General features: G+C 67.9%; 17 protein-coding genes. 3 read left to right on the top strand and 14 right to left on the bottom strand.

Annotation, left to right across the window (positions count from 1 at the left end; genetic code table 11):
- Nucleotides 1-107: 107 nt before the first annotated feature.
- From carB to hrcA, 9 genes are all read right to left on the bottom strand, one after another.
- Nucleotides 108-3,359 carry a carbamoyl-phosphate synthase large subunit gene (carB, locus tag BP05_RS02615; RefSeq protein WP_496360143.1) on the bottom strand — a complete coding sequence of 1,084 codons (3,252 nt, stop codon included), beginning with the start codon at nt 3,357-3,359 and terminating at the stop codon, nt 108-110.
- A 7-nt stretch (nt 3,360-3,366) separates the two neighbouring features.
- Nucleotides 3,367-3,810: a DUF6973 domain-containing protein gene (locus BP05_RS02610; RefSeq protein ID WP_496360141.1), complete on the bottom strand. Its 444-nt coding sequence runs from the start codon at nt 3,808-3,810 to the stop codon at nt 3,367-3,369.
- On the bottom strand, nt 3,807-4,931 hold the full coding sequence (carA, locus tag BP05_RS02605; protein ID WP_496360139.1) for a glutamine-hydrolyzing carbamoyl-phosphate synthase small subunit: 1,125 nt from the start codon (nt 4,929-4,931) through the stop codon (nt 3,807-3,809). The genes BP05_RS02610 and carA overlap by 4 nt, the downstream gene beginning before the upstream one ends.
- A gap of 216 nt (nt 4,932-5,147) precedes the next feature.
- Entirely contained in the window at nt 5,148-7,361 is a 2,214-nt protein-coding gene (locus BP05_RS02600; protein ID WP_496360137.1) for a DUF1631 family protein, read from the bottom strand.
- 152 nt (nt 7,362-7,513) lie between these two features.
- Nucleotides 7,514-8,224 (bottom strand): 4-hydroxy-tetrahydrodipicolinate reductase, encoded by a 711-nt coding sequence (dapB, locus tag BP05_RS02595; RefSeq protein WP_496360135.1) that lies wholly within the window; start codon nt 8,222-8,224, stop codon nt 7,514-7,516.
- Nucleotides 8,225-8,328: 104 nt separating this feature from the next.
- On the bottom strand, nt 8,329-9,462 hold the full coding sequence (gene dnaJ / locus BP05_RS02590) for a molecular chaperone DnaJ (protein WP_496360133.1): 1,134 nt from the start codon (nt 9,460-9,462) through the stop codon (nt 8,329-8,331).
- Nucleotides 9,463-9,552: 90 nt separating this feature from the next.
- Nucleotides 9,553-11,472 carry a molecular chaperone DnaK gene (gene dnaK, locus BP05_RS02585; protein ID WP_496360131.1) on the bottom strand — a complete coding sequence of 640 codons (1,920 nt, stop codon included), beginning with the start codon at nt 11,470-11,472 and terminating at the stop codon, nt 9,553-9,555.
- Nucleotides 11,473-11,639: 167 nt separating this feature from the next.
- The gene (gene grpE, locus BP05_RS02580; RefSeq protein ID WP_496360129.1) at nt 11,640-12,146 is read right to left on the bottom strand and encodes a nucleotide exchange factor GrpE; all 507 of its coding nucleotides are present in this window, start codon (nt 12,144-12,146) and stop codon (nt 11,640-11,642) included.
- 112 nt (nt 12,147-12,258) lie between these two features.
- On the bottom strand, nt 12,259-13,314 hold the full coding sequence (gene hrcA / locus BP05_RS02575) for a heat-inducible transcriptional repressor HrcA (RefSeq protein ID WP_496360127.1): 1,056 nt from the start codon (nt 13,312-13,314) through the stop codon (nt 12,259-12,261).
- A gap of 139 nt (nt 13,315-13,453) precedes the next feature.
- Here hrcA and recN point away from each other — a divergent pair, with 139 nt between their 5' ends.
- Both recN and BP05_RS02565 read left to right on the top strand, forming a co-directional pair.
- A complete protein-coding gene (gene recN / locus BP05_RS02570) occupies nt 13,454-15,130 on the top strand; it encodes a DNA repair protein RecN (protein ID WP_496360125.1) in 1,677 nt (558 codons plus the stop codon).
- 47 nt (nt 15,131-15,177) lie between these two features.
- Nucleotides 15,178-16,383 (top strand): BaiN/RdsA family NAD(P)/FAD-dependent oxidoreductase, encoded by a 1,206-nt coding sequence (locus tag BP05_RS02565; protein WP_496360123.1) that lies wholly within the window; start codon nt 15,178-15,180, stop codon nt 16,381-16,383.
- On the opposite strand, the gene BP05_RS02560 is transcribed toward BP05_RS02565, so the two are convergent.
- The 3 genes from BP05_RS02560 to BP05_RS02550 are packed head-to-tail and all read right to left on the bottom strand — an operon-like array spanning nt 16,384 to nt 18,090.
- The gene (locus tag BP05_RS02560; RefSeq protein WP_496360121.1) at nt 16,384-16,875 is read right to left on the bottom strand and encodes a hypothetical protein; all 492 of its coding nucleotides are present in this window, start codon (nt 16,873-16,875) and stop codon (nt 16,384-16,386) included.
- Complete coding sequence (locus BP05_RS02555; protein WP_496360120.1) at nt 16,875-17,477, bottom strand: HD domain-containing protein; 603 nt, start codon at nt 17,475-17,477, stop codon at nt 16,875-16,877. The genes BP05_RS02560 and BP05_RS02555 overlap by 1 nt, the downstream gene beginning before the upstream one ends.
- Nucleotides 17,478-17,517: 40 nt before the next feature.
- On the bottom strand, nt 17,518-18,090 hold the full coding sequence (locus BP05_RS02550; protein ID WP_496360118.1) for a YbhB/YbcL family Raf kinase inhibitor-like protein: 573 nt from the start codon (nt 18,088-18,090) through the stop codon (nt 17,518-17,520).
- A 90-nt stretch (nt 18,091-18,180) separates the two neighbouring features.
- Here BP05_RS02550 and dbpA point away from each other — a divergent pair, with 90 nt between their 5' ends.
- Complete coding sequence (gene dbpA, locus BP05_RS02545; RefSeq protein WP_496360116.1) at nt 18,181-19,557, top strand: ATP-dependent RNA helicase DbpA; 1,377 nt, start codon at nt 18,181-18,183, stop codon at nt 19,555-19,557.
- Here the strand turns inward: dbpA and BP05_RS02540 are convergent.
- Both BP05_RS02540 and BP05_RS02535 read right to left on the bottom strand, forming a co-directional pair.
- Nucleotides 19,554-20,330 (bottom strand): fused MFS/spermidine synthase, encoded by a 777-nt coding sequence (locus BP05_RS02540; protein WP_496360114.1) that lies wholly within the window; start codon nt 20,328-20,330, stop codon nt 19,554-19,556. The genes dbpA and BP05_RS02540 overlap by 4 nt on opposite strands.
- A gap of 11 nt (nt 20,331-20,341) precedes the next feature.
- Nucleotides 20,342-20,605 carry a DksA/TraR family C4-type zinc finger protein gene (locus BP05_RS02535; protein ID WP_496360112.1) on the bottom strand — a complete coding sequence of 88 codons (264 nt, stop codon included), beginning with the start codon at nt 20,603-20,605 and terminating at the stop codon, nt 20,342-20,344.
- Nucleotides 20,606-20,638: the final 33 nt, after the last annotated feature.

Genomic DNA, 20,638 nt, shown 5'->3' with positions numbered 1-20,638 from the left:
TCTTCTTGTCCGATTCAGGCCACGCGTATGGCGGCCTTTCTGGGGCCGATTCTGTCTCAGATCGCGCGAATCGTCATCCCGGCGCGCCGGGGGATGACGGCGGGATCTCAGGCAGCGCCGTTCACTTCCGCATGCAGTTCCTGCAACGACCAGACCGGGCCGGTGCCGCGATAGTCCAGCGAGTTCACCAGCGCACGCGCACCCGACACGGTCGTCGAGTAGGTCACGCGCTGCTGCAGCGCCTCGCGACGGATCGAGAACGAATCGTTGATCGCCTGGCGTCCTTCCGTGGTGTTGATGATGTAGACCACCTCGCCGTTCTTGATCAGGTCGACGATGTGCGGGCGGCCTTCCAGCACCTTGTTGATGCGCTCGCATTCCAGGCCATTGGCAACCAGGAAGGCATGCGTGCCGGACGTGGCCACCAGCGAATAGCCGCGCTTGACCAGGTCCTGCGCCACCTGCAACACGCGCTGCTTGTCCGGATCGCGCACCGAGATGAAGACCTTGCCTCTCGCCGGCAGTGCCCTGATGCCACCCGCCTCCTGCGCGCGCGCCATCGCCGCGCCGAAATTGCGGCCCACGCCCATCACCTCGCCGGTGGAGCGCATCTCCGGCCCGAGAATCGGATCGACGCCCTGGAACTTGGCGAACGGGAAGATCGCTTCCTTGACCGAGTAGTACTCCGGGATGATCTCCTTGACCGCGCCCTGCTCCGCCAGCGTCTGGCCGACCATGCAACGCGCCGCGATCTTGGCCAGCGGCATGCCGGTGGCCTTGGACACGAACGGGACGGTGCGCGAGGCGCGCGGGTTCACCTCGATCAGGTAGACGGTGTCCCGGCCCTGTTCGTCGAAGGTGACAGCGAACTGGGTGTTCATCAGGCCGACGACGTTCAGCGCCTTTGCCAGTGCCACCACTTGAGCTCGCAGCTTGTCCTGCACTTCGGCGGAGAGCGAATACGGCGGCAGCGAGCACGACGAGTCGCCCGAATGCACGCCCGCCTCTTCGATGTGCTCCATGACGCCGCCGACCAGCACGTTGCCGTCCTTGTCGGCGATGACGTCGACGTCGCATTCCACGGCATTGTCCAGGAAGCGGTCGAGCAGCACCGGTGAATCGTTCGAAACCTTCACCGCGTCGCGGATGTAGCGGGTCAGGTCGGCATCGGTGTGCACGATTTCCATCGCGCGGCCGCCGAGCACGTAACTGGGCCGCACCACCAGGGGATAGCCGATCTGCGACGCGAGCAGCAGGGCCTCCTCGGGATTACGCGCGGTGCGGTTGAGCGGCTGGGCCAGTCCCAGGTCCTGCACCAGCTTCTGGAAGCGCTCGCGGTCCTCGGCCAGGTCGATCGAATCCGGCGAGGTGCCGATGACCGGCACGCCGTTGGCTTCGAGCGCGCGCGCCAGCTTCAGAGGGGTCTGCCCGCCGTACTGCACGATCACGCCCTCGGGCTTCTCGAGATCGCAGATCTCCAGCACGTCTTCCAGCGTCAGCGGCTCGAAGTAAAGGCGGTCGGAGGTGTCGTAGTCGGTCGACACGGTCTCCGGGTTGCAATTGACCATGATCGTTTCATAGCCGTCCTCGCGCAGGGCAAGCGCGGCATGCACGCAGCAGTAGTCGAACTCGATGCCCTGGCCGATGCGGTTGGGGCCGCCGCCGAGCACGACGATCTTCCTGCGGTCGGTCGGCTGCGCCTCGCACTCGTCCTCGTAGGTCGAGTACAGATAGGCGGTGCTGGTGGCGAACTCCGCGGCACACGAGTCCACCCGCTTGTACACCGGGCGCACCTTGAGCGCGCGGCGCAGCGTGCGCACGGCGGTCTCGTCGGTTCCGGTCAACTGGGCCAGGCGCGCATCGGAGAAGCCCATGCGCTTGAGGGCGCGCATGCGCTTGGCATCGAGCGAACCCAGGCCGCCGCTGGCAACTTCCTTCTCGGTGGCGATGATCTCCTCGATCTGGTCGAGGAACCACGGATCGACGAAGGACAACGCGTGCACGTCCTCCACGCTCATGCCGGCACGGAAGGCGTCGCCGATATGGAACATGCGTTCCGGACCCGGCTCCTTCAGTTCGCGCCTGAGGATGGTGAGGCCTTCCTCGCTGGCGAGGTTCAAGCCAGTCGGGTCGAGACCCACCTTGCCGGTTTCCAGGCCACGCAGCGCCTTCTGCAGCGATTCCTGGAAGGTGCGGCCCATCGCCATCACCTCGCCCACCGACTTCATCTGGGTGGTCAGTCGGGCATCGGCCTGCGGGAACTTCTCGAACGCGAAGCGCGGGATCTTGGTGACGACGTAGTCGATCGTCGGTTCGAACGACGCCGGGGTCTTGCCGCCGGTGATCTCGTTCTTCAACTCGTCCAGGGTGTAGCCCACGGCGAGCTTGGCGGCGACCTTCGCGATCGGGAAGCCCGTCGCCTTGGAAGCCAGCGCCGAGGAGCGCGACACGCGCGGGTTCATCTCGATGACCACCACGCGGCCATTGGTCGCATTGATGCCGAACTGGACGTTGGAGCCGCCGGTATCGACGCCGATCTTGCGCAACACCGCGATCGAGGCGTCGCGCAGGCGCTGGTACTCCTTGTCGGTCAGGGTCTGCGCCGGGGCGACGGTGATCGAGTCGCCGGTGTGCACGCCCATCGCGTCGAAGTTCTCGATCGAGCAGACGATGATGCAGTTGTCCGCCCGGTCGCGGACCACTTCCATCTCGAACTCCTTCCAGCCCAGCACCGATTCCTCCACCAGGATCTCGTGCACCGGCGAAAGCTCGAGGCCGCGCTTGGCGATCTCCTCGAACTCCTCCTTGTTGTAGGCGATGCCGCCGCCGGTGCCGCCGAGGGTGAAGCTCGGACGGATGATGGTCGGATAGCCGACCTTCGCCTGGATCTCGACGGCCTGCTCGAAGGTCCTGGCGACTTCGGCCTTGGGGCATTCCAGGCCGATGTCCTTCATTGCGATGCGGAACAGTTCGCGATCCTCGGCCATGCGGATGGCTTCACGCGACGCGCCGATCAGCTCGACGTTGTACTTTTCCAGCACCCCGTTGTCGGCGAGGTCCAGCGCGCAGTTCAGCGCGGTCTGGCCGCCCATCGTCGGCAGCAACGCATCGGGCTTTTCCTTGGCGATGATCTTCTCGACCGTCTGCCAGTTGATCGGCTCGATGTACACGGCGTCGGCCATGTTCGGGTCGGTCATGATCGTCGCGGGATTGCTGTTGACCAGCACCACGCGGTAACCCTCGTCGCGCAGGGCCTTGCATGCCTGGGCGCCGGAGTAGTCGAACTCGCAGGCCTGGCCGATCACGATCGGACCGGCGCCGATGATCATTACGGTCTTGATGTCGGTGCGCTTGGGCATGGCTTCCTCAGTAAAGTCGGTCCTGCCATGCGCTTGGCGCACGCCAGGTAATCTGGTCGGGCGATCGGGCATCGATCGCGCCGCTCTTCACCGCAGCAAGCACCGCTCGCTGCATTGCGTCCCAGCTCGGGGCATTCGCGCCGATGCGCGCGCCGAGCCGGTTGTTATGCGCGTCCATCGCTCGGGCCGGGGGGCCTCTCCCGTCGTGCTCCATCACGACCGTCACCCAATCCACGCAACGAGGCGACAGGGTGTAGGCGACGATGGCGCTCGCCAGGGTGTGGCGGTAGGCGTCGGCCGGGCCATTGCGCCCGCCCGGCAGGTCGGCCTTGAACCACTGCGAATACGTGGCGCCCAGAACGAAAGCCGGATACGCGCCCAGCAGAGCCGCAGCAACGAACAAGCGGCGCCACAGGCGCTTGCGGGTCGAACTGGCAGTTCCCTGCCTCACTTCGCCTGTTGCATCGAAGCGACGAAGCGATCGAACAGCGGCCCCACGTCGTGGGGTCCCGGGCTCGCTTCGGGATGTCCCTGGAAGCTGAAGGCCGGCGCATCGGTGAGCTCGATGCCCTGGTTGCTGCCGTCGAACAGCGAACGATGGGTCACCCGCACGTTTGCCGGCAGCGTCGATTCGTCAACTGCGAAACCGTGGTTCTGCGAGGTGATCATCACGCGTCCGCCGTCCAGGTCCTGCACCGGGTGATTCGCGCCGTGGTGGCCGAACTTCATCTTCACCGTCTTCGCGCCGGTGGCCAGTCCGAGCAACTGGTGGCCAAGGCAGATGCCGAAGGTCGGGATCTTGCGGTCGACGAATTCCCGGATCGCCGCGATGGCGTAGTCGCAAGGCTCGGGATCGCCGGGACCGTTGGAGAGGAACACGCCATCGGGGTTCATCGCCAGCACGTCGGCGGCGGGCGTCTGCGCGGGCACGACGCTCACCTGGCAGCCGCGCTCGGCGAGCATGCGCAGGATGTTGTGCTTGACGCCAAAATCGTAGGCGACCACGTGGAACTTCGGATCCGCGTGGACGAACACGTTGTTGTCGAGGTCGAGCTGGCCGTCGCTCCATTCGTAGGCGGTCGGCGTGGTCACGACCTTCGCCAGGTCCATGCCCTTCAGGCCGGGGAACTTGCGCGCTGCATCCAGCGCTTTCTCCACATCGATCTCGCCGGCCATCACCGCGCCGTTCTGCGCACCGGTGTCGCGCAGCAGGCGCGTGAGCTTGCGGGTGTCGATGTCGGAAATCGCGACGATGCCGCGCGTGGCCAGCCACTCCGGCATCGACACCTGGCTGCGCCAGTTGCTCGGGCGACGCGGCACGTTGCGGACGATCAGGCCGGACGCCCACACCTGGCGTGCTTCGTCGTCCTGGTCGGTCATGCCGGTGTTGCCCACGTGCGGATACGTGAGCGTGACGATCTGGCGGGCGTAGGAAGGATCCGTGAGGATTTCCTGGTAGCCGGTGATGGCGGTGTTGAACACCACCTCGCCGACCGAAAGGCCGGGCGCGCCTGCGGAAATGCCCTCGAAGATCGTTCCGTCTTCGAGTGCAAGGATTGCGGGTTGGGTCACGGGGATCGCCTTGGCAGCTTGGGGGACTGATCCCGCGGCTGACAGCCCTGGCTGAGCGGATCGCGTTGGCGAAATCGCAAAACTCAGGTTGCAGCAAACCGCGGACTCGGGTCAGGACCGGTCCGACGGGCAGGGTTCAGGCGAGCGGGAATTGTAGCGGCGCGGACATGATTACGCCAGCGCGAATTTCGCGCTGCGACGCCACGTGAACCGGGTTCAGGCCGTGGCGCTTTCGGACGCCGGTCCGGCCGCTGCGGCGCTGCCGTCCGGCACGACAGTCGCCTTGAGCTTGCCCATCACGTGGTGCATGGCGTCATCGAAGGCGGTATCGGCCTCGCGCAGCTGCACTCGACCAAGCCGTGCCATCGCCGCCAGTTCCTCCGCGGATGCCACCAGTACGCGGATGCCGCGCCGGTTCACGAACAGCAGGCGCGCCGAGATGGGACTGACCCAGGACACCTTGGCCGGTTCGACCCGCCCGCTTTCGCTGGTCAGCTGAACCCAGGTGCCTACCTCGAGCGCCCGCATGCGCTCGGCCTCGGCGGGGTCGAAATCGAGGCCATCTTTCCCGGCAACGAGCTGGATGGCGTCCGCGGCCGGCGGCTCGGGCGCGACCGGAACCGGCGAGGCCGGAAGCTGTTCGGCGATCTCGACCACGCTCTCGCCAGCGGAAACGCGCCGGAGCGTACGCACGAGCGCGGCGAGCACCTCGTCCGCGGCCTGGCCGTGAATGCCGGAGCTTTCAAGTATCGAACCGAGCACCGGGCGCGGCAGTTCCGGCAAGCGGTCGTACGGGACACCCAGTTCGGCGTGGTCGAAGCTGACCAGGAGCGAGGTCACCGCATTGATTGCGTCGTTGTAGCGGGGTGAATCCTTGCCTTCGCGCAGCACCACCTGGGTGAGGTGGTGCGCCGTGTACTGGTTGATGAAGACGTCCAGCGCCGGCGGCAGCTCGCGCGTGTCGCGGCTTATGGCCAAATCCACGGATACGCCTTCGCGCGCCTGTTCGAGCCGCTCCTTGCCGCGCTGGGCTTCCGCGGTGCGTCGCTCCGTCACCTCGACGCGCTTGCGATGCTGCTCCAGGAACGATCGCAGTTCCTGTTCCAGCGTCTCGAAGATCGCGATGTCTTCGTTGAACTCGGCAACTAGGCGGTTGATCGTGCCGTCGACCCGCGCCATGAGCTCGCGCTCCTGCGGGCTCTCGCCGCGGTTGCCCTCGCTGGCTTCCGCCACGACATTGAGCAGGCGACGCGCGGGGTGCGCCTTGTACAGGAACAGGCGGCGATCCTTGACCGCGACCTTGATGTACGGGACCAGCAAACGGTTGATCTTGCCGCGGACGTCCGCTTCGAAATGACGCTCATCGAGCAACACGTCGAACAGCATCCCGACCAGGTCGACCGCATCCTCGTCCACGTTCGAAAGCGTCAGGTTGTCACCGCCCATACCCAGGCGCTTGGCACTGGACAGCACATCGCGGCGCAACTGTTCGGCGAGCGGGATGCGCGAATCGCCCGAACCGCCGTCCTGGAGCCTGGGTGGCTCGCGCTGCAGCAGCGAGAGCACCGTCATCATGTCGTTGGTGCTCATGCTCGGGCCGGCTTCGGTTACCCGTGTCGGATGCATGGCCTGTCGCCAGCTCTGCAGCAGGCCCAGCAGGCTGGAAAACATCGCCTGATCGCCGGGACCGGTCATCCCGAACTGCGTGGCGACGGCGTTCGCGACGGCGACCGTGGCCGGGTCGGCAGCCGGCGCATCGGCGGGCTGGTTCGGATGCGGCAACGGCTCGGCCCGCTTGGTCGGCTTGATGTGCGGCAGGATTCCCGCGGCCACCATTCCCGAATTCAACCGGTCGTACAGCGGCGCCAGCGCCGTGGAAAGTTCGCGTTCGAAGAACTTGTAGAGGACGATCCGCACACTCGTGCTGACGTCCAGCGCGATCAGCGCGTTGCCGAGGGACTCGGCCAGGAACTTGGGACCGATAGGATTCTCGCGCGCCGTGAGCATCGGCCGTTCGGTCAGCGCGGCCAGGCGCTTGTCCAGCAGCTCCAACGCCGGGGCGTGGTAGCGGGTAAGGCCGTCGACCACCTGCTCGGTGGCCAATTGCTCCTCGAGGGCCTCGTCCGTCACGAGGCTCAGGGATGCGGCATCGACCGCGCGCAACGCCATGGGCGCTTCCTGCAGTTTGCGGAAGCCGCCGGCGATGGACTGATCGAAACGCTGCGCGATCTGGGTACGCGCCCGGCGGAGGTCGCGCAGCGCGGTGAGTTCGGCGCCCGCGCCGTTGCTGCTGCTATCGAACAGGTAGTCGTCGGCGCGGCGCAGGATGCGTTCGAGCGCCTGGCCCAATTGTTCTTGGCTGATGCGCTGCATTGCGGCCAACAGCAGCTGTGGATCTCGGCTTCCTGCCGGGAATGAATCTCCCTGCATCGTCATGCATTTTCCCCCGGTTCAGCCGACATCCTATCGACCCAGTTAGACGGCATGGTGACGCAGTTCAAGAAGCTCTCTTCCGCCGCCTGTCGGCGGACAGGCGCAAGATCCGGAATGTGCCATCGGTCACACTCCGCCTGCTGCCACCGTCAGTCCAGCAGGTCTCGCAGCCGGTACTCGCCGGGGGTCCGCCCGGCCAGCCGCGAAGCCGCGTGCAGTGCGCCCCGCGCGAAGATATCGCGGTTGGTGGCGCGATGGACCAACTCGATCCGCTCGCCCAGCGAGGTGAACTGGACCAGGTGCTCGCCGACGATGTCGCCAGCGCGCAGCGAGGCGTAGCGCGGCCGTGCCCCGCCCCGCTCGGCTGACGCGCCCAGCGCGAGCGCGGTCCCGGACGGCGCGTCCTGCTTGTGGACGTGGTGCGATTCGACGATGTCGCAGTCCCAGCCCGCCAATGCCGCCGCGGCCCGCTCGACCAGGTCATTCAACACGGCAACGCCCAGGCTGAAATTCGCGGACCACAGGATCGCAATGCTGGACGCAGCCGAATGCAGGGCTTCCTGTTGCCCCGGCGAGAGGCCGGTCGTTCCCGACACCAGTGCGGCGCCGCGGGAACGGCAGGCATCCAGAATGCCGTCGAAGCCTTCGGGCAGGCTGAAGTCGATGGCGACGTCGAAGGCCGGCACGCCGCCCAGTTCACCCGAGGCGAACCGCGGCACGCCGTCGATCACGCGGGATTCGACCCGGCGGGACACGGCGGCCACGACCTGGAGATCCGGGCGTTCGCCGGCGAGCCGGAGCAGCGCCTGGCCCATTCGACCCGAGGCGCCATGGATGAGGATGCGGAGAGGTCCATTCATGCGCGCAGGCTAGCGCGTCGCGCGTTTCCTGCCCAGCCGACATCGGCAGGCGCCGGCCGAATCCCGCCGCCACTGACGGTCGGTGCTTCAGCGGAAGGCGGCGGTCAGGAAGTCATCCGATCCCAGAAGCCTTTCACGCCATCGATGAAGGTCGACGAGCGCGGCGAGTGCTTGCGCGCGCCGTCACCGACGAAGGTCGCCTCGAACTTCTCCAGCAGCTCGCGCTGCTCGAGGGTCAGGTTTACCGGTGTCTCCACTACCACCCGGCAGTACAGGTCACCGGGCGCGCGACTGCGCACCGATTTCACGCCGCGGTCGCGCAGGCGGAACTGCTTGCCGGTCTGGGTTTCGGCGGGAATGCGCAGCTCCACCTCGCCGTCGAGGGTGGGCACGCGCACGATGTCGCCGAGGGCCGCTTGCGAGATACGGATCGGCACGTCGCAATGCAGGTCGTCGCCATCGCGCTCGAAGATCTCGTGCGGACGGACGCGAACCTCGACGTAGAGATCGCCTGGAGGCGCGCCCGCCGGTCCGGCCTCGCCCTCGCCCGCCAGGCGGATGCGGTCGCCACTGTCCACACCCGCGGGAATCTTGACCTGCAGGCGCTTGGTGCGCTCGATGCGGCCCTGCCCGTGGCAGTCGCCGCAGGGGCTTGTGATGATCTTGCCGCGACCGCCGCAATGCGGGCAGGTCTGCTGCATCGAGAAGATGCCGCGCTGGAACCTCACCTGGCCGCGACCGTGGCACGTACCGCAGTTCTCCAGCTTGCCGTCGGACGAACCCGTGCCCTTGCACGTATCGCATTCGTCCAGCGTGGGAATCTCGATTTCCTTGTCGACGCCGCCGACCGCCTCTTCCAGCGACAGCTCCATCACGTAGCCAATGTCGGCACCGCGGCGCGGACCGCGCGCGCCAGCGCCTCCGCCGAAGATGTTGCCGAAGATGTCACCGAAGATGTCGCCCATGTCGGCGTACGCACCCGCGCCCGCGCCACCGCCACCGCCCATGCCGTGTTCGAATGCGGCATGGCCATGCTGGTCGTACATGCGGCGCTTGGAGGCATCGGACAGCACCTCGTAGGCCTCCTTGCACTCCTTGAACGAAGCCTCGGCGGCGTGGTCGCCCGGATTCCGGTCCGGGTGGTATTTCATCGCGCAGCGCCGATAGGCCTTCTTCAGGTCTTCTTCGCTGGCGTCGCGGGCCACGCCCAGTACTTCGTAGTAGTCGCGCTTGCTCATCGGTGCTGCCGTCGTTCCCCAGTGCTTCCAAACATCGACGGGCAGGCCCCGGCCTGCCCGTCGCTTTGATCATCGCCTACCGCATCGGCCTCAGGACTTCTTGTCGTCCTTGACCTCGGTGAACTCGGCGTCGACAACATCGTCCGACGACGAACCACCCGGGGCGCCGGCGCCCATGTCCGGGCCGGCCTGGCCGGCGGAAGCGGCCGCGAACAGCGACTGCGCGGCTTCTTCCAGCACCTTCGACTTGGCGTCGATCTGGCCCTTGTCGTCGCCGCGCATGGCGGTTTCGAGTTCGGCGATCGCGCCCTCGGCGCGCCCGATCACGTCGCCCGGCACCTTTTCGCCGTGCTCCTTGATCGCGCTGCGCGCGGCGTGGATGAGGCCATCGGCGTGGTTGCGGGCCTGCACCAGCTCGTGGAACTTCTTGTCCTCTTCGCGATGCGCTTCGGCGTCCTGCACCATCTTCGCGATTTCGTCCTCGGACAGGCCCGAGCCGGCCTTGATCTCGACCTTCTGCTCCTTGCCGGTCTTCTTGTCCTTGGCGGTCACGTGCACGATGCCGTTGGCGTCGATGTCGAACGACACCTCGACCTGCGGCATGCCGCGCGGGGCCGGCTCGATGCCGGAGAGGTCGAAGCGGGCCAGCGACTTGTTGTAGCGGGCCTGCTCGCGCTCACCCTGGAGCACGTGCACGGTCACGGCGGACTGGTTGTCCTCGGCAGTGGAGAACACCTGCGAGGCCTTGGTCGGCACCGTGGTGTTCTTCTCGATGATCTTGGTGAACACGCCACCCAGGGTCTCGATGCCCAGCGACAGCGGCGTCACGTCCAGCAGCAGCACGTCCTTGACGTCGCCTTGCAGCACGCCGCCCTGGATCGCCGCGCCGACAGCGACGGCCTCGTCCGGGTTGACGTCCTTGCGCGGTTCCTTGCCGAAGAAATCGGTGACGGCCTGCTGCACCTTCGGCATGCGGGTCTGGCCGCCGACCAGGATCACTTCGCTGATCTCGCTGGCGCGCAGGCCGGCGTCGTTCAGCGCGATGCGGCACGGCTCGATGGTCTTCTTGACCAGGTCGTCGACGAGGGCTTCCAGCTTGGCGCGGGTCAGCTTGATGTTCAGGTGCTTGGGACCGGAGGCATCCGCGGTGACGTAGGGCAGGTTCACTTCCGTCTGCTGGGCCGAGGACAGCTCGATCTTGGCGCGCTCGGCCGCGTCCTTCAGGCGCTGCAGGGCCAGCGGGTCCTTGCGCAGGTCGATGCCCTGGTCCTTGTTGAATTCGTCGACGAGGTAGTCGATGACGCGCTTGTCGAAGTCTTCGCCGCCAAGGAAGGTGTCACCGTTGGTCGAAAGCACTTCGACCTGCATTTCCCCGTCGACCGAGGCGATCTCGATGATCGACACGTCGAAGGTGCCGCCGCCGAGGTCGTACACGGCCACCTTGCGGTCGCCGCCCTTCTTGTCCATGCCGTAGGCTAGCGCGGCCGCGGTCGGTTCGTTGATGATGCGCTTGACGTCGAGGCCCGCGATCTTGCCCGCGTCCTTGGTCGCCTGGCGCTGGCTGTCGTTGAAGTACGCCGGGACGGTGATGACGGCTTCGGTGACGGTTTCGCCCAGGTAGGCTTCGGCCGTCTTCTTCATCTTGGCCAGCACCTCGGCCGAGATCTGCTGCGGCGCCATCTTCTTGCCGTCGGCGGTTTCCACCCACGCGTCGCCGTTTTCATGCTGGGTGATCTTGTACGGGACGAGGCCGATGTCCTTCTGCACCTCGGCGTCGGTGAACTTGCGGCCGATCAGGCGCTTCACCGCGTAGAAGGTGTTCTTCGGATTGGTCACGGCCTGGCGCTTGGCCGAAGCGCCTACCAGGACTTCGCCGTCCTTGGTGAACGCCACGATCGACGGCGTGGTGCGGTCGCCTTCGGCGTTCTCGATGACGCGGGCCTTGCCGCCTTCCATGACCGCAACGCACGAGTTAGTCGTGCCCAGGTCGATGCCGATGATCTTTGCCATTGGTGTTTCCTCGCGGATCTGACTTTTGTGGTGTTGGCGGCATGGGCCGCCCGATGTGCGCTATCTGGGGCTGCAGGGCTACCAGTTCAAGCGCTGGAAACAGCTCGTGTCTCGATGCCATGGCGGGCTGCGGCCCTGTCGCAGACTGGCCGTCCCCGCGGCGCCGCTCAGTCGTGCTTGCTGACGGTCACCAGCGCCGGACGCAGCAGGCGCTCGTTCAGCAGCCATCCCTTCTGGTAGACCTGCACCACGTGGCCGGGCGCGTGGCCGTCACCCTCGACCATGCTCATGGCCTGGTGGTGTTCCGGATTGAAGGGCTGACCGGCCGGGTCCACCGCGACCAGGCCGTTGTCCGTGGCGACCTTGAGCAGCTGCCGCAGCGTGAGCTCCATGCCGTCGCGCAGGTGCTGCGCCGTATCGGCCTTCACCGCCAGGCCCGCCTCGAGGCTGTCGATCACCGGCAGCAGGTCGCCGAGCAGGCGCTCGTTGGCGAACTTGCGCGCCATCTCGATGTCCCGCGCCAGCCGCTTGCGCTGGTTGTCGAGTTCGGCGCGTTCGCGCAGCGCGTCCTCGCGCAGCCGCGCCACCTCGGTCCTCAACGCCTCCAGTTCCGCCGCCTGGGGGTTGGGGTCGTTGAGGTTCTTGTCGGTGCTGTCGTTGGCGGTCTCTTGCATTGGTTCGGTCGTCATCGTGGCCGTGGCTCTGCCTTGCGCGAAGTGCGCACTGGGCTGCAATGGGGCCACGGCCGCGCCGATTCAAGCGCGCCTTCACGCGGGAGGGACGGGATCAGGCGTGGCGGTCGGGCTGGATTGCCGCACCCAGCGCCTCGGCGGCGGCCTGGACGACGGGGATCACGCGGTCGTAGGCCATGCGGCTGGGGCCGATCACGCCGAGCACGCCCAGGACCTGGCCCCCGGCCGCGTACGGGGCGGTGACGAGCGACATGCCCTCCAGGGGGGCCAGGCCGGTTTCCTCGCCGATGAAGATGCGCACTCCCGGTGCGCGCACGGTGCGCTCGAGCAACTGCAGGATCTCGCGCTTGCGGGCAAAGGCTTCGAACAGCTCGCGCAGGCGGTCCAGGTCGGAGAGTTCCTGCACGCCCATCAAGCGGGTCTGCCCCGCAAGCACCATGTCGTCATTGCTGGGCGCGAGGGCCTGCTCGGCCAACTCCACCGACTGCGCCAGCAGCATCTCCATCTCGTCGCGCGCGTTGTGCAGTTCGCGCAGCAGGTGGGCGCGGATGTCCGTGAGGGTGCGTCCGGCGAAATGCGCGTTGAGGTAGTTGGCAACCCGTTCGAGCTCGCCAGAGTCGTAGGGGCGCCGGGTCTGGATGATCCGGTTCTGCACCTCGTTGTCGGCAAATATCAGGATCGCAAGCACGCGCTGCGCATCCAACGGGACGAACTCGATGCGGCGGAAGGCGAACTGCTCGCGCCGCGGCACGCTCACGACGCCGACGAAGTGGGTCATCGCCGACAGCAGCTCCGATGCGCTGCCCAGCAATGCCTGGGTGCCGGAGCCGGCCGGCAGTTCGCTGCGCAGCCGGGCCATCTCGCCTTCCGGCAAGGGCCGGACCTGCAGCAGCGAATCCACGAACAGGCGATAGCCCTGCGCGGTCGGAATGCGTCCGGCCGAGGTATGCGGCGCGCTCAGCAGGCCGATCTCTTCCAGGTCGGCAAGGATGTTGCGGATCGTCGCGGCGCTGACGTCGAGGCCGGCATGCCGGGCCAGGGTCTGCGAGCCCACCGGTTCCCCGCTCTGGATGTAGCGCCCGATCAGCGTTCGCAGCAGGTGCCGCGCGCGCGGGTCGAGGCTGGCGAGGTCGGCGGGGTGTCGGCTCATGCCCGGGATATAAAGCCGCACCGGGGCCGGCGCAAGCCGCCGGAGCCACCAGTTTCGGTTTGTGAGACGCAGCGCGGCTAGAAGGAGCGACCGGCCGCCCCCTGCGAATTCCGCAATCACCCCCGCTTACAATCCGCCCATGCTCTCCCAACTCGTCATCAAGGATTTCGCCGTCGTCCGCAGCGCCGAGCTGGATTTCGGCCGCGGGCTCACCGTCATTTCAGGCGAGACCGGCGCGGGCAAGTCGCTGCTGGTCGACGCGCTCGGACTCTTGTCCGGCCTGCGCGCCGACAGCGGCGTGGTCCGGCACGGCGCCGAACGGGCGGAGCTCACCGCCGTGTTCGCCCTCGACGACGCATCGCCGGCCCTCGCCTGGCTGCACGAGAACGACCTCGACGAGGGCAGTGGCGACCGCAGTTGCCAGATCCGCCGCGTGATCCGCGCCGATGGCGGGTCGCGCGCCTGGATCAATGGGCGACCGGCGACCGTCACCCAGCTCACCGAGCTGGCCGGATTGCTGGTTGAGATCCATGGGCAGCACGAGCACCAGGCGCTGCTCGCCCGCTCCAGCCAGCTGGCCCTGCTCGACGCGTACGGGCGCAACGATCGCGAGCTGTCCGAGGTCGCGGCTGCCGCCAGGCGCTGGAGCGAGCTGCTGCGCGAGCGCGACATCCTGCTTGCCCAGGGCGACGTCTCCGATCGCATCGGCTGGCTGGAGCACCAGTTCGCCGAACTCGACCGCGAGACTCTCGACGCCGATTCGTTGGCGAAACTGCAGGTCGACCACCGTCGCCATGCCCACGCCGCGGGCCTGATCGCCGCCTGCGACGGCGCGGTCGCGCAGCTGGGCGGGGACGAGGGACCGTCGCTGACCCGGGCCCTGCACCATGTGCGCGGCGAGCTGCAGCGGGTAGCCGAGCACGAGCCGCGCCTCAACGACGTCGACGCCATGCTCGACAACGCCGCGATCCAGGTCGACGAGGCGCTGGCCCTGCTGGACCGGGTGCGCAGCGACCTCGACGTCGATCCCGATGCGTTCGCCCAGCTGGAACGCCGGCTCGGCCGCATCCACGAACTTTCGCGCAAGCATCGCGTCCCGGCCGAGCAGCTCGCCGCCCAGCGCGATGCGATCGCCGAGGAACTTGATCGCCTGCGCGGCGCCGACGAACGCCTGCAGCGCCTCGACGACGAGATCGCCCAAGCACGAGCCCTGTGGCGCAAGGCAGCCGATGCCCTGGGCGCCAGGCGCCGCGATGCCGCCGGTGCGCTGTCGCGGGACACGACCGCGCTGATCGACGAACTGGGCATGGGCGGCGGCCGCTTCGAAGTCGCGCTCGAGCCGCTCGAGGCCGAACGTCCGGACCCGCAGGGCAACGAGCGGGCCGAATTCCTGGTCGCCGCGAACCTCGGCCAGCCGGCCAGGCCCCTGCGCAAGGTCGCGTCCGGCGGCGAACTGTCGCGCATCTCGTTGGCGATCGAGGTCGCGGCGCTGGGCCTGGACGCCGTGCCGACGATGGTGTTCGACGAAGTCGATTCGGGCATCGGCGGCGGCGTGGCCGAGATCGTCGGCCAGAAGCTGCGGGCGCTGGGCGCGTCCCGGCAGGTCCTCTGCGTCACCCACCTGCCCCAGGTGGCGGCCCAAGGCCACGCGCATTACCGGGTCAGCAAGGCGGCGAGCGAAGGCGTCACCCAGAGCGCCGTGCAGTCGCTGGACGCGAAGCAGCGCGAGGAAGAACTCGCACGCATGCTGGGTGGCGTGGAGATGACGCGCGAAGCCCGCGCGGCGGCGAAGCGCCTGTTGGCCGACGTCGAATAGATCCAAGGGACGACGGGCGCCGAAGCTGCCCCGTCCGCACTGACTCCATGCCCACGCACCCACCTGCTTCCGCCGCTGCCGTCGACGTCCTCATCATCGGCGGCGGTGCGGCAGGCCTCATGTGCGCGCTCACCGCCGGCCGACTCGGCAAGCGGGTGCTCCTGGTCGAGCACGCCAAGCGCGTGGGCAAGAAGATCCTGATGTCCGGCGGCGGGCGCTGCAATTTCACCAATACCGGCGCCTCGCCCGCGAACTACCTGTCGGCGAATCCGCACTTCTGCAAGTCGGCCCTCGCCCGCTACACACCCGCGCACTTCGTCGAGATGGTCGAGCGCCACGGCATCGCCTACCACGAGAAGGAACTCGGGCAGCTGTTCTGCGACGAATCGTCCAAGCTGATCGTGAAGATGCTGCTGGACGAATGCGCGGACGCCGGCGTGCGCATCGAAATCTCCTGCAGCATCGAGCGCGTGGTCCATGGTGACAGCGGCAGTTTCCACCTGCACAGCACGCGCGGCGTGTTCACCGCCCCGGCGCTGGTGGTGGCCAGTGGCGGGCTGTCGATCCCGAGCATGGGCGCGACCGGTTTCGGCTACGAGCTGGCACGCCAGTTCGGACACGACGTGATGCCCACGCGCGCCGGCCTGGTGCCGCTCACCCTCAGCGGCAAGCACCAGGAACGGCTGCAGGACCTGAGCGGCGTGGCGTTCCCGGTGGAGGCGCGTTGCAACCGCAAGTCGTTCTCCAATTACCTGCTCGTCACCCATCGCGGCGTGAGCGGGCCCGCGATCCTGCAGATCTCCTCGTTCTGGCAACCGGGCGACGACCTGCGCCTGGACCTGCTGCCGGGCATGGATGCGTTCGACACGCTGCAGCGCCTGCGCCACGAACGCGCATCGGCCGAACTCAAGACCGTGCTGGGCGACCTGCTGCCCAAGCGCTTCGCCCAGCGCCTGTGCGAACACTGGTTGCCGAACCGGCCGATGAAGCAGTTCAACGAACCGCAGCTGCGGGAAATGGCCAGCGTGCTCGCATCGTTCCCGCTGGTCGCCAGCGGCACCGAGGGCTACCGCACCGCGGAGGTCACGCTCGGCGGCGTCGACACCGACGGATTGTCCTCGTCCACGATGCAGTCCAAGCACGTACCGGGCCTGTACTTCATCGGCGAGGTGGTCGACGTGACCGGCTGGCTGGGCGGCTACAACTTCCAGTGGGCGTGGGCCTCGGCGCATGCGGCGGCAGAGGCGGCGTGACTACCGGGCCGGCGACCGCGCGGGCACCCGCGTAACCAGGGACCTGCACGCCGGCGCATCGCAATCGAGGTATTTCACTTGATTGCCGCGCTTCAACACCACCTGGCCGGCGGCGTTGATGGTGAACTGCCACGTTCGCCCCTCCCTGCGCACAAGTCCACCGACCCTGCAGGGCGAGGTGCCGCGCTGGCGCTGCCGATAGGCCCGTGCATCGACCTCGCGACTCAGGGCGATCAAGGCTTCCGCCTGCGGACCTGTCCATGTCCACTGCCGGCAGGTGGCGGCGTCACCCTCTTGGGCGGAGGCCGCTGGATCGACTTCCGCACTGGACAGGGCGGTCACGATGACGCCCTCTACCATCGGCGCGCGCGGGGCCTCGGCCGTGGGCGGCGAGGACTCGGCGGCGGGGCGGCACGACGGGAGGAGGATCAGGAACGCGAGGGAAACCCATGCCCCCACGCGCAGCCTTCCAACCAGGATCGAGGCGCCCATCAGCGCTTCTCCGTCACTGCTCGCCGCAAGTTGATCCGCGCCTGCGCATCCAGGCGCTGGTGGAACCAGTCGCTGAGGAAGATCCGCTCCTTGCCCAGCAGGGCCTTGAGGAAGCGGCGCCGGTTGAGCTTGAACAACCAGCCCGGTACCTGCCCGCGGTATTCGGCGGCGATGCCGCGGTCGTAGGCGGCGAAGGCCGCGGGATCGGCGGCGAGGATCGCCATGTCGCAATCCAGGAACAGCGATGCGTCGCGATCCACGTCCTGCGGCGCGAGCGCACCGTGGCGTGCCGTGAGGTTGATCAGCTCGGCCACGCGTGCGGCATCGATGCCGCGATCGGGCAGCCAGCGCGCGATGTGCTCGATCGCGAGCTGCGCCGAACGCGCCTCGTTGTCCTTGCGCCCCGCCTCGTAGATCGCGTCGTGGTAGAGCACGGCCAGGCGCACTTCCTCGGGCTGGTTCCAGCCCGGGCCGTGCGCGACTTCCTGGTAATGGCGCAGCACTTCCTGCACGTGCGCATAGTTGTGGTACGCGCGCGGCGGCTCGGCGTACGCCGCCTGCACGGCATCCAACAGGTCCTGGGGAAGCGGCAGCGGCGTCATCCGGTTCGAGGGTAGCGACGATGCCGCGAGGATACGGGAGCTAGCGCTTCTGGTAGGTGCCAACCAGCTCCGCCTGCGCGACCACGTGGCCTTCCATCGCCTTGAGCAGCGCGGCCTTGTCGGGCTGGTGCAGGTCCGGCAGCGCGATGTCCAGGGCGTAGAGCTTGTGGAAGTAGCGATGGCGCCCCTTCGGCGGACAGGGACCGCCGTAGCCTGTGCGCTGCCAGTCGTTCCTGCCTTCGCGCGTGCCCGCCGGCAACTGCGCGGTGTTCGTGCCTTCCGGCAAGCCGGTGGCCGTCGCCGGCAGGTTGTAGAGCACCCAATGCACCCAGGTACGCTGCGGCGCGGCCGGATCCGGCGCGTCCGGATCGTCGACGATCAGCGCCAGGCTGCGTGCCTGTTCCGGGACGCCGGTCCATTGCAGGGCCGGTGACACATCGCCGCCCTGGCAGGTGTGGCGCGCGGGCATGGCCGCGTTGGCGGCAAACGCCGGTGAGCTCAGCTGCATCGACATGGCATGCGTCCTCGTCTGGCTGCAGGCCGAACTGGCGCCCGCAAGCGCCAGGCCCAGGATCAGGGCGCGGCCGACGGTGGCAGGGAATACCGCGTTCATTGCGATGTCCCGGATGCGACGCGCGCAGTCTAGGACCGCGCAAAGAAAGGCCGCGCGAAGCCCGGGCGGCGCGGGTGCGTATCATGGCGCATGACTGAATTTACCGACTTGCCGCTCAATCCCGCCCTGTTCCAGGGCCTGGACGCGCTCGGCCACGTGCAGATGACCCCGGTGCAGGCGCAGAGCCTGCCGGCACTGATCGAAGGCCGCGACCTCATCGCCCAGGCCCCTACGGGCAGCGGCAAGACCGCCGCGTTCGGCCTCGCCCTGCTCCATCGCATCGACGTCGCCCAGGTGCGGTTGCAGGCGCTGGTGCTCTGCCCGACGCGTGAGCTCGCCGACCAGGTGAGCAAGCACATCCGCAAGCTGGCCACCGGCATTCCCAACGTCAAGCTCCTGACGCTGACCGGTGGCGTCGCCCTGGGGCCGCAACTGGCGTCGCTCGCCCAGCATGCGCCGCACGTCGTGGTCGGCACGCCGGGGCGGGTGCAGGAACTGCTGCGCAAGCGCGCACTGGACCTGCGCGATGTCAGCGTGCTCGTGCTCGACGAGGCCGACCGCATGCTCGACATGGGCTTCGAGGAGCCGATCCGCGAAATCGTCGGCAAGACGCCCTCGTCCCGGCAGACGTTGTTGTTCTCGGCGACCTACCCGGACGCGATCCGCGCGATCGCCGGGAACATCATGCGCGACCCCCTCGAGGTCACCGTCGAGGGCGCGCAGCAGCAGGCGGCGATCGACCAGCGCTTCTTCGACGTCGACCCCGCGCAGAAGCCCGCGGCCCTGGCCGGCCTGCTGATGCAGTACGGCTCGGAATCGGCCGTGGTGTTCTGCAACATGAAACGGGACATCGATGAAGTGGCGGCGTCTCTTGCCCACCTGGGGTATTCCGCGCTGGCCCTGCACGGCGACATGGAACAGCGCGACCGCGACGAAGTGCTGGTGCGCTTCGCCAACCGCAGCTGCAACGTGCTGGTGGCCAGCGATGTCGCCGCGCGCGGCCTGGACATCCACGACCTAGGCGCGGTGATCAACTACGACGTACCCAACGATGCCGATACCTACGTGCACCGTATCGGCCGCACGGGCCGCGCGGGCCGCACGGGCATTGCCCTGACGCTGTGCACGCCGCGCGAGTTGCCGCGTTCGACCGCGCTGGCGCAGCAACTGGGCATCACCATCCGCTGGGAGCGCCCGACGCTGGCGACCCTGCGCCCGCGTTCGGCCCCGGCGGCCTCGAGCGTGACCCTGCGCATCGATGCCGGCCGCACCGACAAGCTGCGCCCGGGCGACATCGTCGGCGCGATCACCGGCGACGCCGGGCTGCCGGTCGACGCAATCGGCAAGATCGATGTCTTCGCCACCCGCAGTTACGTCGCGATCAAGCGCAACCAGGCCGACAAGGCGCTGGCGCGCTTGCAGGCGGGAAAGATCAAGGGACGCAAGTTCCGCGTCAGCCGGATCTAACGCGTGGCGAGCGCAGCGCGCACGGTGGCGAACACCGGCGCCAGGTCGCGCTGCGCCAGCGCCGAGAGCGCGGCATCCCCATTGCCCCAGCCCCGGCCGGTCCATGCGAACGCCACGCGATTGCTCTGCCGTGGCTCCTCGATCACCAACACGTTCGATGCGCCGAATGCGCGCTGCAGGCGCTGCACGTGCGCCACGGCATCGTGGGAGTAGAGGTTGGCGGCCATGGCGCCGCCCTCGCCCAAGGCCGCCCGGCAATCGTCGTAGAAGCCCTGGGTCGACAAGGCTGCGGGGATGCCGGTCTCGTCGTAGCCGTCGACCAGCAGCAGGTCATAGCGGCCGCGGCGCTCGTGCAGGAACCGGGCTCCGTCGTCGAGGAACACCTGGAAGCGCGCATCGTCGTCGGGCACGTGGAAGCGGCGGCGCAGGGCCAGAACGTGCGGGTTGTTCTCGACCACCTCGATCCGCGCCTCGGGCAGATGGCGATAGCAATACTTGGCCTGCGATCCGCCGCCGAGACCGACCATGCCGATGCGGCGCGGCCGCGGCGTGAACACCAGCGCGCCAAGCATGGTGCGGGTGTAGTCGATCAGCAGCCGGTCGGGGTCGCGCGTGACCATCTGGCTCTGCGAAACGCCGCGCACGAACTGCAGTTCCGTGGTCTTGCCGCGTTTGCGGACCAGCGGCTTGCGCAGGTGCGGCGGGACATCGGTACGCCGCGCACCGAGCAAGGCCGCCAGCCATGCACGCCAGCCGGTCGGGCCCGATTCCATCGATGGCATCCCTAGCGCAGCTGGCTGTCCTTGCTGCCGCGGCGGTTGTAGCCGCTGAATCCGGCCTCCTCGTCGCGTGCCTGCTGGCACGGGACGCACAGGCGCACGCCGGGCACGGCCTTGCGGCGCGCCTCGGGGATTTCGGTGTCGCATTCCTCGCAATGCGTCAGGCCAGGCCCGCTGGGCAACTGGCTGCGCGCGCGCTTGATCGCGTCCTTGATGGTCGCGTCGATCTGGTCCTGCACGGCGCCATCGCCTGCCCAGCCGGTTGCCATGGAAATTTCTCCACGAGTCGCTCGCCGGCAAGG

The sequence above is a fragment of the Lysobacter oryzae DSM 21044 genome (genome assembly GCF_059568595.1).
The sequence above is the reverse complement of the archived record's forward strand: the minus strand, read 5'-3'. Positions and strand labels throughout refer to the sequence as shown.